14 protein-coding genes are annotated in these 12,328 nt (G+C 44.8%); 5 read left to right on the plus strand and 9 right to left on the minus strand.

All coding sequences use genetic code 11. The features are described 5' to 3' along the window. Positions 1 to 146: 146 nt before the first annotated feature. The 8 genes from JMY08_RS12140 to ilvA all read right to left on the minus strand — a co-directional run bounded on the left by JMY08_RS12140 (position 147) and on the right by ilvA (position 7,205). Positions 147 to 1,100: a sulfite exporter TauE/SafE family protein gene (locus JMY08_RS12140; protein WP_201593545.1), complete on the minus strand. Its 954-nt coding sequence runs from the start codon at positions 1,098 to 1,100 to the stop codon at positions 147 to 149. 103 nt (positions 1,101 to 1,203) lie between these two features. After that, positions 1,204 to 1,500, minus strand: a complete 297-nt coding sequence (gene ccoS / locus JMY08_RS12145) for a cbb3-type cytochrome oxidase assembly protein CcoS (protein ID WP_201593546.1) — start codon at positions 1,498 to 1,500, stop codon at positions 1,204 to 1,206. Between the two features lie 146 nt (positions 1,501 to 1,646). Next, the gene (locus tag JMY08_RS12150; protein ID WP_227676114.1) at positions 1,647 to 2,375 is read right to left on the minus strand and encodes a YdcF family protein; all 729 of its coding nucleotides are present in this window, start codon (positions 2,373 to 2,375) and stop codon (positions 1,647 to 1,649) included. Between the two features lie 34 nt (positions 2,376 to 2,409). Next, a complete protein-coding gene (gene murB / locus JMY08_RS12155; RefSeq protein ID WP_227679675.1) occupies positions 2,410 to 3,558 on the minus strand; it encodes a UDP-N-acetylmuramate dehydrogenase in 1,149 nt (382 codons plus the stop codon). Between the two features lie 93 nt (positions 3,559 to 3,651). Next, entirely contained in the window at positions 3,652 to 4,149 is a 498-nt protein-coding gene (locus JMY08_RS12160) for a low molecular weight protein-tyrosine-phosphatase (protein ID WP_189581700.1), read from the minus strand. 326 nt (positions 4,150 to 4,475) lie between these two features. Next, positions 4,476 to 4,916 carry an RNA-binding S4 domain-containing protein gene (locus JMY08_RS12165; RefSeq protein ID WP_189581703.1) on the minus strand — a complete coding sequence of 147 codons (441 nt, stop codon included), beginning with the start codon at positions 4,914 to 4,916 and terminating at the stop codon, positions 4,476 to 4,478. Between the two features lie 185 nt (positions 4,917 to 5,101). Further along, complete coding sequence (locus tag JMY08_RS14210) at positions 5,102 to 5,485, minus strand: excalibur calcium-binding domain-containing protein (RefSeq protein WP_413786702.1); 384 nt, start codon at positions 5,483 to 5,485, stop codon at positions 5,102 to 5,104. A gap of 166 nt (positions 5,486 to 5,651) precedes the next feature. After that, a complete protein-coding gene (ilvA, locus tag JMY08_RS12175) occupies positions 5,652 to 7,205 on the minus strand; it encodes a threonine ammonia-lyase, biosynthetic (protein ID WP_010198415.1) in 1,554 nt (517 codons plus the stop codon). 185 nt (positions 7,206 to 7,390) lie between these two features. Between ilvA and JMY08_RS12180 the strand changes: the two genes are divergently transcribed. The 5 genes from JMY08_RS12180 (at position 7,391) to rpiA (ending at position 11,269) form a co-directional block, all read left to right on the plus strand. Beyond that, positions 7,391 to 7,759 (plus strand): ArsR/SmtB family transcription factor, encoded by a 369-nt coding sequence (locus tag JMY08_RS12180; RefSeq protein WP_201593547.1) that lies wholly within the window; start codon positions 7,391 to 7,393, stop codon positions 7,757 to 7,759. Positions 7,760 to 7,812: 53 nt separating this feature from the next. Continuing rightward, positions 7,813 to 8,214, plus strand: a complete 402-nt coding sequence (arsC, locus tag JMY08_RS12185) for an arsenate reductase (glutaredoxin) (protein WP_201593548.1) — start codon at positions 7,813 to 7,815, stop codon at positions 8,212 to 8,214. Further along, positions 8,207 to 8,983, plus strand: a complete 777-nt coding sequence (gene arsH, locus JMY08_RS12190) for an arsenical resistance protein ArsH (RefSeq protein ID WP_227679676.1) — start codon at positions 8,207 to 8,209, stop codon at positions 8,981 to 8,983. Before arsC ends, arsH begins: the two co-directional genes overlap by 8 nt. A gap of 175 nt (positions 8,984 to 9,158) precedes the next feature. After that, complete coding sequence (locus JMY08_RS12195) at positions 9,159 to 10,469, plus strand: arsenic transporter (protein WP_201593549.1); 1,311 nt, start codon at positions 9,159 to 9,161, stop codon at positions 10,467 to 10,469. 140 nt (positions 10,470 to 10,609) lie between these two features. After that, positions 10,610 to 11,269 carry a ribose-5-phosphate isomerase RpiA gene (gene rpiA / locus JMY08_RS12200; protein WP_189581730.1) on the plus strand — a complete coding sequence of 220 codons (660 nt, stop codon included), beginning with the start codon at positions 10,610 to 10,612 and terminating at the stop codon, positions 11,267 to 11,269. A gap of 116 nt (positions 11,270 to 11,385) precedes the next feature. On the opposite strand, the gene argF is transcribed toward rpiA, so the two are convergent. After that, positions 11,386 to 12,303, minus strand: coding sequence for an ornithine carbamoyltransferase (gene argF / locus JMY08_RS12205; protein ID WP_010198425.1), 918 nt, complete (start codon positions 12,301 to 12,303; stop codon positions 11,386 to 11,388). Positions 12,304 to 12,328 lie beyond the last annotated feature (25 nt).

The raw sequence follows: 12,328 nt of genomic DNA on the forward strand, positions 1-12,328 counted from the left end.
CTGCGCTTAGCTCTGTTACTCTCTAGGTTTGACATAATATCGCCTAAAATATATCAACTCATTCTAGGATGGGACAGTATGAATAAAAAAGCCCTTAACGTCATGATTGATGTTAAGGGCTTTTTTTGATTATGACTTCTGATTCTTTATTCAGCAGATTCCATCATCGCTTCATGATGATTTTGCATATCTGCTTCGCTGGTCATACTGTCCATATCGTGCATGCTATGATTCATGGTGTCATCCATAGCGGGTGTCATGTCATGATTCATTTGACTCATATCATGATGGGCATTGGTATCTGCATCAGTCGTCGTCGCAGAATGGCTGCCATGATTCATCGATCCATCCATGGGCATGTCCATCATTTGTGAATCATTCATCTGCATATGATCGCCATGCATATTGGACATATCATGCCCACCATGCATATTTGCCATAACTAAGGGCACGACAATGACGGCCATACCTGACACTACCATCAGTGCGCCATTCATCTGGCGTAGACGAAAGCGTCCAATTTTGTCGCGTAGCCAGCCAACGGTTTCGTGTGTCGCAACCAGCATTGGTACTGTACCCAGACCAAAGACGAACATCAATGCTGCACCGCTTAATGGGTCATGGGCAACCACTGCAATCAGTAGAGCGCCGTAAACCAAACCGCAAGGCAAAAACCCCCACAACAGACCAGCGGCTAATGCTCGTGGAAAGGTGTTTAAAGGAAACACTTTTTGACGCAGTGGACTGAGATACTGCCAAAAACGCATGCCATAGCGCTCAAGTTTGGTCAGAAATGGCGCGCCAAGCATGGTCACACCAACAAAAACCAGCACGAGGCCTAATAAGATACGCGGCATATTATTGCCTCGCATCAATGGCTCTAGTACGGTCGTACCAATCAGACCTGCGACTAAACCCAATAACGCGTAGCTGCTAAGACGCCCTAAATGATAGGTGGCCACAAGAGCACGGCGTTTGGCGGGGCTAACGTCTTTCATAGACAGACCAAAAGCCGTCACCAAACCGCCGCACATACCTAAACAATGCGGTGAACCAAAAAATCCCATTAGTAATGCCGCAACGAGTAAAGCTGTGGTCATGGGGTACTTCTCCTAAAAATGGCGAAAGGTGAGCCTACTTTTATAGTTGGTCACTGAGAAAAAAATGAACAGCAAGGCGTGCAAAGGCAAAATGTTTTTAAAGCTATGTTTTGGGTGTGTTATCAATATCAGCAGGCGCAATCGCCGTGATATCAGTATGAGCTGATTGATCATTGATAGCATCATCTAGCGGGATAGTACTGTCAATTTGCGTACTTGGTGCTGACGGCTCATGAGCTTGCATGGTTTGTCGACGTTCTTGACGATCATCTAATATAATGCGTTGTGAAGCATTGTCTAAGTCTTCAAATTGGTTTGATTTGACCGCATAACGCACTGCCCAGATGGCGACCACAAACAGCATTAAACTTAGTGGAATTAATAAAAATATACTGAGCATGGCAAACCTCTTGAATAGCAGTTTCTGACATTATAATACACTTGTCATCAGTGTAATGGATGACTTGTAGAGGTAAAAGTGATGTAGCGAATCATTGGAAAATATAAGTCACGGCAATCAACCATGGCATGAACCAATTATTGACGTTATTGCACAGGCGTTTTTGCGGCATTACCTCTGGGTGTCAATAGCTGTTCGGACGTCACGTCATTCGCATGGCGACAGTCTATCTGCGGACGTATCACATCTCGCAAGTAGGCCGCGATTTCGTAAACGGCACGCCGTGAGTGACTCAGGTTTTGTGCTGGTTTCATCCAGTCACGCCTGACGGGTAATGGTGCCTCGATGGGCGTGCTATTGATACCATTTAGAGCAAATTGTCTGCGGGCACGTGCCATATGGTAGCCATCAGTAATGAGATAAACATGATGTAGCGGAATGCGCTTAGCCGTAAAGCGGGCATTTTCGCACGTATTCATACTGGCGTTTTCGCTTATCAGACCATCAATGCCATGCTCGATGAGCCATTGACCGAGCCAAGGTGCTTCGGCACCACTGAGAACAATAGGCAAGGGTAAATCATGATAAGCAGTGGCAGCGGTACGAGCACGATTGAGACTGTAATTATTGAGGATAATTTGGTTGTCGTGATCGTTGGTTAGACCACCACCCAAAACCACATAAGCGGTAGGTGGAGAACTCTTTGCGACCGATGGCATGCTGGGCAATGGCAAAAGCATAAATACATAAACGACCGCTTGCGAAAATAGCGGAGTGAATAGGCTAATGAGCACTAAAATGACAGAGGTTGAGCCGAGCAAAAAGGTGACGTTAATGATGCGAAACAGCTTCACCATACGTTCGGCTGATCGCAAATAGTATCGCCATAATCGCTTAGATAATAGCCGCTTAGACCACATGCTCATCATACCCAATGGAGCCGTCTGCATTTATCCAAACAGGCTCACGCGATAGCTGAATGGCAAATTTTTCATATACGGTAGCAGCGATATAGCGCTGAGCTGTCGCCACATCATCTTGGGTGGCTCGATAAGGGGTGTGATTGGTCAGTACCAGTGCTTGCTGCTGATGGGTGACAATAGGGGCGATACCGCCACCTTTTAAACCAGCCTGTTCAATCAACCAACCAGCAGCAACCTTTACCATTGCCTCGGGCATAGGGTAGCCAACGATAGCAGGATAAGTCTGTTGTAGGGCAGTAAACTGTGCTTGAGGAATAATAGGATTCTGAAAAAAACTGCCACAATTAGGCAGCTGCTTAGGATCAGGGAGTTTTTGCTGACGAATATCGATAATGGCTTGCATGACGTCGGCGGGAGTGGGTTGCTCACGATGTTGCTGTTCAGCATAGCGCTGCGCTACTGTCTGTACATCGCCATAATTATCTAGGATTCTGCTGGCATCGGTATGCAGTCTAAAGCCAACGCGGCTGATCAACCATGTATTGGGCGTGCGCTTAAAAATACTATCGCGATAGCCAAACTGGCAGTCTGTCAGCGATAGACGATGCCACGTTTGAGTTGGTAAATGATAAGCACGGACGTACTGTAAACAGTCCTCTAGTTGGACACCGTAAGCGCCGATGTTTTGTACTGGTGCTGCACCCGTTAGACCAGGTATCAGTGCTAGATTTTCTAATCCATACCAGCCTTGCTCAACAGTATGAACCACTAAATCATGCCAGTTCTCACCCGCCATCACCTCAATATCAACATAATCGTCAGTTTGAGTAGTCAGATGAATACCACGCATCTGTGGCTGTAATACCGTCGCCGTTAACTGCGCGGGCAATAACACGTTGCTACCGCCAGATAAGACGAATAACGATGGCTTATGCCCAGAATTATTGACATAGCTTGTCATAAAAACGTCTAGCTGCGCCTCGTCTGTCAAGGTCACGACAGCGTCAGCGACACAGGCCAACGCCATAGTATTACCATGCGACAAATCGACCGCCTGAGCACTGAATAAGTCAATCGGTAACTCAGTTGATACAGGGTGTTGGTCGCGGGATTCAAGATGCACAGCTGAGGTCATAACATAGCCTATGGGGCAAATAAACAAAAAATGATGCGTTGTTTATTATAAAGGATACAGTCTATAAAAGTAGCATAAATATGGACGGTCTCGCTAGCAAGTCTTCCAACTTTCGATCCAAGCCTGTGCGCTTGACTCAATCCGTTCAATCACTTCTTCAAAGGCATCGCTATCGCCTTTATAAGGGTCTGGCACGTCATCGCCGCCATAAGTAGGGTCTTCTTCACTGAATAACGCCAACTTTGCTAAATTGTCATCTGTATCCGATAGACTGTCTTTAATGGCTTGTAGGTCGGCTAAATTTTGCGTGTCCATTGCCAGTATTAACTCAAAATTACGAAAGTCATCAGCACTTACTTGGCGGGCAACCAGTTTGTTGATTTTGTAACCGTATGCTTTTGCATGGCGCTGTGCACGCTCATCTGGCGCATGACCAATATGCCAGTCGCCAGTGCCTGCTGAATCTACCTTGATCGATAAGCCTGCAATCGCCGCTTGCTGACGAAAAACTTCCTCAGCAGTTGGTGACCGGCAAATATTCCCTAAACAAACCAATAATACGGACGATGGGGTACAAGTTTTCATCAGCATAATATGACCTTTTCTTACAACAAAAAAAACATGCCATAAAAAACCGGCATTGATGATGCGGTTTATGAGCATGCTATCTAGTAGATAAATAAGTAATCAGCGTAACGCTTAATACCTTGAATGGCAAGGGTAGAAGCTAAACAATAGGGTCACGCAAGTGATTATCTCTAAAAGCAGCTCAGCTTTTAGAGATAGATTGATTTATTAACGTTAGTATAGTCGGTTTAATTTCAAAGTGGTACAAGGCAACCGAGTGTAGAGGTATAGGTCATACTTCAAGCAGGGTTAACGCTGTCACACTTTTATGGTAGATTTGACTATAGCTGTCAGTCTTGCTTGTTCTTAAAGCGTTGTATGTCGCGGCGCTCTTTCTTATTGGGTTTGTTATCAGGGCGGGCAAGGTTGGCAAGTTTGCGCTGCTCAGCATAATAAGCACGACGCTCTTCGCTCTCCTCAGTCTCTGAATACAATACTTGCGCGGCAATTGCATTACCACGTTGCGCTGTTAGCGATTCGACAATGACGGTTTTTTCAGTCATTGCAGTGGCTGAGCCTTGGCGAATACTCAATTCATCTCCAACGGCAATCTCTTTGCTGGTCTTTACACGACTACCTGCATAATGTACCCGTCCACTCTCGATGGCTTCTTTGGCAAGGGTACGGGTGCGATAAAAACGCGCTGACCATAACCATTTATCAAGACGCATACGCACAGCATCAGGTTGGCTATGGCTGGGTTGATTGTGGTTTTTATTGTGTTTACTCATCAAAACCTCATAGATATCAATAAAGTAAGATAATAATGGTGCTTTTTTTGCCAATTGAAAGAGCAGAAAGCTATTAAAATATGTAAAAGTAGATTTTCATCGCCAATAGTGCTGAGCATGGAAGCTTCGACTTAGCCATTGATGGAACATGCATAGCAGTCTCTCAGTTTATGCTTTATATAAAATCATTTACACCATTGTTTCTCACAAGGTATGCCATCATGGTTGCCATCCATTTTTGTGTTGGGACAGTGGTTGGAGAAGTAAGTCGCTTCTGCACAGGATGTCATTTGGGAACAATGTTTTCTACCGTCACACGAAAAGCTTGCCACGGTTGTTTGTGACGCTAATACTGGATTTACCACTGAAACTGATGATGAAGTTGCCTCTAAATCGACATAGGTTGGTGGTATATCATCGAAGTCAGTAGATGTAAAAGCACCATTAGCAGAACGGTCAGCCATAACTTTAGTGGTAGGAGTGTTCGTGGCGTCTTTAGGTTGAAGCATCCTATAACCCACAAGTGCTAAAACGAGCAATATAACGGTTATTAATATCTTCTTAATCATCGTTCAGTACCTGTTTATAACCGCTACATTACTTTATAACCACTACATTACAATCACTATAAGTTAATGATTTCTACAAACGAACAACCTCTACGAATGCATTAATGGCCATTTTTTAATCCATTAAAAAACGGCCATGCTAGAGAATGGCTTATCGCTATTCTGTTTATTTCAAAAACAGTTGATAGCCGATATTGTCGGTAATAGTCGTACAGTCATAGCCGATATCAAGTAGGGCGTCTTGTAATAAACGTGAATTACTTTCAGAGGCTTGCAGACCAACCAACACACGACCTTCAGCAGCACCATGATTGCGGTAATGGAACAAGGTAATATTAAAATCATCGCCCAGCTTTTCTAAGAAAGTAAGCAACGCCCCAGGACGTTCAGGAAAGGCAATCTTTAACAGTTGCTCATTTTCGACATGTGCGTGACCACCAATCAAATGACGGATATGTGATTTGGCAATATCATCATCGGTTAGGTCATGCGCGGTATAACCATCGTCTGCCAACTGATTGCTGATGGTTTTGCGTTCTTTATCCCCTTCTTTTAGGGCGATACCGACGAATATCGCCGCAGGTTCCATCGAGTCTGGGGATTTTTTGCTATCGGCACGGTAGTTAAACTCAGTGATATTACGTCCATGTAGGCTACGGCAAAAGTTTAAGAACGCCCCAGTTTGCTCAGGAATCGTTACGGCAAAAATGGCTTCTTTTTTCTCACCAATTTCAGTACGCTCAGCGATATAACGCAAGCGATCAAAATTCATATTGGCGCCGCAAATGATACCGACGCAGTTTTTACCTTGTAGATTATGAGCTTCAATGTATTTTTTCATGCCAGCAACAGACAGTGCACCGGCGGGTTCAACGATGCTACGGTTTTCTTCAAAAATGTCTTTGACGGCAGCACAGACTTCATCATTACTACAAGTAACGACCTCAGGTTCGACCACAGGACCTGAGTTATCGCTTTTTTGAGTACGTACTACCTCAAAAGGCAACTCGCCAATTTGGGCAACGGCCACACCATCGACGAAGAGTCCTACTTGCTCAAGTTTCACGCGTTCATTCGCTTCGAGTGCGGCTTTTAAGCAGGCTGATTGTTCCGCTTCTACGGCGATGACTTTGACATGCGGCGCCACTTCTCCTAAGAATGCGGCGACACCTGAGATGAGACCCCCACCGCCAACCGCGACGAAGACGTAATCCATATTACGCCACTGTTGGGTCAGCTCAAGTCCAATGGTGCCTTGTCCGGCGATGACCAGCTCATCATCGTAAGGTGGAATAAAGGTTAGGCCCTCACGCTCAGCACGATCAATCGCATAGCGGTTGGCTTGGTCAAAGCTATCACCATGTAAGTCGACATTCCCGCCAAGTGCTCTCACCGCATCCACTTTGATATCGGGTGTGGTGGTCGGCATGACAATGATGTTGTTAAGCGATAATTTGCGCGCAGAGTAGGCAACCCCTTGTGCATGGTTGCCCGCTGAAGCACAAATGACACCGCGCGCTTTTTGCTCATCGCTCAATTGGCTGATGCGGTTATAAGCACCGCGCAATTTAAAGGATTTGACCGGTTGTAAATCTTCGCGTTTAAAACGAATATCATTAGCAAAACGTTGGGTCAGCTTGGGTGCCGCTTCTAGTGGCGTTTGAATAGCAACGTCATAAACGGTGGCTTGCAAGATGGCTCGTACCCAGTGTGACAGCATAATGATTCCTAAAAAAGTGAATATAAAAACGAAATAGATTAGCCTATGCTGATTTTAACTATCTTGCAAGACACAATTGCAGTTTTTGCATGATTTAAAAGTTTGATGAAAGATGAGGTTGGTTGTCTATAAATATTTTATTAAAAAACATTGAATTATTTCCATATGTCTATATTATTGGACATATGGAAATAACCAATGCTATCGCAAGCTTTGCTGCGCTCTCTCAAGATACTCGTCTTAAGGCTTTTAGGTTGCTTGTTAGTCAAGAGCCTGAAGGTCTGCCTGCGGGTGAAATAGCCCGTCAATTGTCAGTGCCCCATAACACCATGTCAGCGCACCTATCGGTGCTGGCACGAGCGGGGTGGGTGGTCTCTCAGCGGCACAGCCGGCAGATAATCTATCGCGCCTCGCTGTCGCATATGGAAGCTGTTGTGCAGTTCCTATTGCAAGATTGTTGTGCAGGACATCCAGAATTATGCGCATCACTTATGAGCAGTTTAAACGGATGTGAAAGCGATATATCTGACAATAAAGACAGTCATTTAAACTAATACCAAGCCAAACCCACTTAATAAATTACATTGATAAAATAGGTGAAATTGCTATGACATCCTTAATTTTTCACAATCCAAAATGCGGTACTTCTCGTAATACGTTAGCCATCATGAAGGCATCTGGTGAGCATCCAGAAGTCGTGGAATACCTAAAAACTCCACCAGCTCGTGAATACTTAGTAGAGCTGTTGGCAAAGATGAACATCTCCCCAAGAGAGTTATTACGAAGTAAGGAAGCCATTAATGATGAGTTGGGATTAGATAATCCTGAGCTATCTGATGATCAGATTATCGATGCCATGATTGCGCATCCTATTTTAATCAACCGTCCTATTGTGCTCACCAGTAAGGGCGCAGCGCTATGCCGACCATCCGAGCGAGTGTTTGAATTATTAGAAAATCCAGTCAGTAGCTTTACTAAAGAAGATGGAGAGGTTCTACATCATGGTTAAGGTTAATACAGGGCAACCTGACGTAGATGACTTGTCTAATCTAAGTGACTTATATAATCTAAGTGACTTGCCCAATATTGATTCACTCAATATACAACCTATTGATATTGAGTCATTAGTTAGTACAAACGACCCACGACACCCACCCAAGATACTGGTGCTATACGGTTCATTACGTGAGCGCTCTTTCTCTAGACTGGCGGCTGAAGAGGCTAGCCGTCTACTGCGTTGGTATGGCTGCGAGGTGCGGATTTTTAATCCATCGGGTTTGCCGTTGCCTGATGATGCTGATAGCAATCACCCTAAAGTACAAGAATTACGCGAGCTGGCGCAGTGGTCAGAAGGCATGCTGTGGGTCAGTCCAGAGCGTCATGGCAGCATTACTAGTATTATGAAAGCACAAATCGATTGGATTCCATTGTCACTGGGTGGCGTACGTCCGACCCAAGGTAAGACCTTAGCCGTGATGCAAGTCAGCGGTGGCAGCCAAAGCTTTAATACAGTCAATCAATTGCGTATTCTTGGGCGTTGGATGCGGATGATTACTATCCCCAATCAATCATCTATTCCTAAAGCCTTTTTAGAATTTAATGATGATAATCGTATGAATAAGTCGCCCTTATATCTCCGTCTTGTGGATGTCTGCGAAGAGTTGGTGAAGTTCACTTGGCTCACTCGTGGGCGTTCAGCCTATCTGACTGATCGCTATTCAGAACGGGTTGAAAACGCTGAAGCAGTGTCGCAACGTGTCAATCAAAAATCGATCTAATCTTTTATATAGTCAAAATACCCTAAAAACGCTACGGCACTGCTGATATTAATTTTTCTTGCTTGCTGTGCCTGCGCAGACAGAGGCTACAAAAAATTGATATCAGTAGTGCATGATGTATCGATATTGCTTTTCACTGACTATACAATTAATACGCTGTAAATAAGGTTGCTCCATGCTCGCACTCATTATTTTTATCGTGACTTTGGTTTTGGTGATATGGCAGCCTAAAGGATTGGGCATTGGTTGGAGCGCAATGGGCGGTGCATTGGTCGCCTTGGCTTTCGGCGTGGTGCAGTTATCCGATGTCGGTGTGGTATGGGACATCGTTTGGGATGCGACTTTTACCTTTGTGGCGCTTATTGTTATCTCGCTTATCTTAGATAAAGCAGGATTTTTTGGTTGGGCGGCTCTACATGTGGCCAGACTTGGTAATGGGCAAGGGCGCTTGTTGTTTCCCATGATTGTGATATTGGGCGCGTTTATTTCAGCCTTCTTTGCCAATGATGGTGCAGCACTACTCCTGACACCGATTGTCATTGCTATCTTGCTACGGCTTAAGTTCTCACCGCCATCCGCTTTGGCTTTTATCATCGCGACTGGCTTCATTGCTGACACCGCCAGCCTGCCTTTAATTACGTCTAATTTGGTCAATATCGTCAGCGCCAATTATTTTGATATTGGCTTTGGACGTTATGCGGCGGTCATGGTGCCGGTAAATATCGTCTCTGTCATCGCGACATTAGCAGTGCTATGGGTGGTATATGCTCGTCAAATCCCAAAACACTATGCCATTGCCAATCTTAGTGCGCCAATGTCTGCTATCGAAGATCCATTAGTTTTTAGAGCGGCTTTTCCGCTATTGGCATTATTACTGGTTGCTTATTTTGCAACGGAGTCCTTGGGATTGCCTATTTCACTCGTCACCGGAGTCGCCGCGCTACTGCTAATGGCTATCGCAGGTCGCTGGTGGCAAGGGGGTCAAGGTGCTGTCATTTCTGTGTCTGACATTGTACGTAAAGCGCCTTGGCAAATCGTGTTGTTTTCAATCGGTATGTATTTGGTGGTTTATGGTTTGGGTAATGCAGGGTTAACCGCTTATGGTGCTCACGTTTTAACTTGGTTAGGGCAGCAAGGCAATCTCATAGCAACATTAGGGACTGGGTTTCTTTCCGCTATTGTGGCTTCAGTCATGAACAATATGCCATCTACCTTAGTAGGCGCATTAGCGATTGATAGCGCGCAAGTACCTGCCGCTACTCGTGAGCTGATGATTTATGCCAATGTGATTGGCAATGACTTGGGTCCAAAATTTACGCCTATTGGAAGTCTGGCAACCTTATTGTGGCTGCATGTATTGGCAGAAAAAGATTATAAAATCAGCTGGGGGCAGTATATGAAAATCGGGCTAATTATTACACCGCCAGTATTATTAGCCACGCTGCTAGCCTTGGTATTTTGGTTGCCACATTTATCTCGATTGTAAAAGATTGACGTGATATCTTGCTATCAGAACCGGCTATACGCTGACATCCATTAAAGTCATCGGTTATAATAGCCGCGCATTTTACCTCTTTTGCCATTTACTTTTTTAAAACGATACGTTTATTTTACCAAGGATTTATGATGAGTGATCAGCAAGCACAGAAGCAAGCCGCCGCCAAAGCAGCGCTAAGCTATATCGAAGACGGTATGATACTTGGGGTAGGCACAGGCAGTACGGTCAACTGTTTGATTGAGCTCTTGCCGCAGTTAAAGCTTGCTGGCGCGGTTGCCAGCTCACAAGTGACTGAAGATAAGCTTCGTGCGCTTGGCATTGAAATAGTCGATTTGAACTTTGCTGGTACGCTAGATGTTTATATTGATGGTGCTGATGAAGTCAATGAACACTTGCAATTGATCAAAGGCGGCGGCGGGGCACTCACGCGTGAAAAAATCGTCGCGGCGGCATCTAATAAATTTATATGTATGGTCGATGAGAGTAAGAGTGTCGAAATACTGGGCCGTGCGTTCCCAGTACCGATCGAAGTATTACCACAAGCACGCTCGTATGTGGCGCGGCAGCTAGCTCGTCTGGGCGGCGATCCTGTTTACCGTGATGATTTTGTCACCGATTATGGCAATGTCATCTTAGATACGTATGACTTAGATGTGAGCAATCCAATAGCGCTTGAGAAAGAGCTGAACAATATCGTTGGTGTGGTTTGTAATGGTATCTTTGCCGCCAACCAAGCCGATGTGTTGTTAAAAGCGGGTAGTAATGGGGTTATAACACTTACTCGTTAAAATTTCTTGATCATAATGTACCGAATTGATAGCAAAAAACAAAAAGGCAAATCACTGTAGATGTGATTTGCCTTTTTGTTTTTTGCTCGTTGATAAATAGCTTATCGCTATATTTCTTAAATTTTGATCTTATCTTTTAGCAAAAACTCCATCAATGCCTTTTGGGCATGTAAGCGGTTTTCGGCTTCGTCCCAAACGACAGAGCGGGGATCATTTAGCATATCATGGGAAATCTCTTCGCCACGATGGGCTGGCAAGCAGTGCATAAACACCACTTCAGGATCAGCTTTATCCAATAGAGAAGGTGTTACTTGATAAGGCGCGAAACGACGCGCGCGCGTGTTTTGCTCTGACTCTTGCCCCATACTTGCCCACACGTCGGTGACGATTAAATTGGCGTCTTTTGCCGCATCTTGCACGTTTTCTACTAGACTGACGCAATGCGAGAAGCGCTCCATGAGCTTTGGATCAGGCTCAAACCCATAAGGCGCTGCCACGCGTAATTCAAAGCCAAACTGATTGGCAGCTTGCATAAATGATGAGCACATATTGTTGCCATCACCAACCCAAGTCACGATTTTGTTTTCGATACTGCCGCGATGCTCATAGTAGGTCTGCATATCTGCCAGTAATTGGCAGGGATGATAATCATCGGTCAACGCATTGATAATAGGTACACTTGAGTATTCAGCAAAGGTTTCAACTTTTTCGTGCCCAAAGGTACGAATCATGATGATATCAACCATGCTAGAGATAACACGTGCTGAATCTTCTAAGGGCTCACCGCGACCTAGCTGTGTGTCGTTCGGTGATAAAAATATGGCATTGCCACCAAATTGACCCATGCCTGTCTCAAACGAGATACGGGTACGAGTCGATGACTTTTCAAATATCATGCCAAGCGTACGACCCACAAAAGGCTGATAAATCTCGCCTGCGTGTTGCATCTTACGCAGCTCGCTTGCACGTTTGATCAGGTTTTCTAGTTCTTGTTTGGTTAAATCAGATAAGGTTAAAAAATGGCGCAAACTCATAGTAATCCTAGCAGTCGATCGCAGT

The sequence above is a fragment of the Psychrobacter sp. Pi2-51 genome (genome assembly GCF_904846665.1).
Classification (GTDB): Bacteria; Pseudomonadota; Gammaproteobacteria; order Pseudomonadales; family Moraxellaceae; genus Psychrobacter; species Psychrobacter glaciei.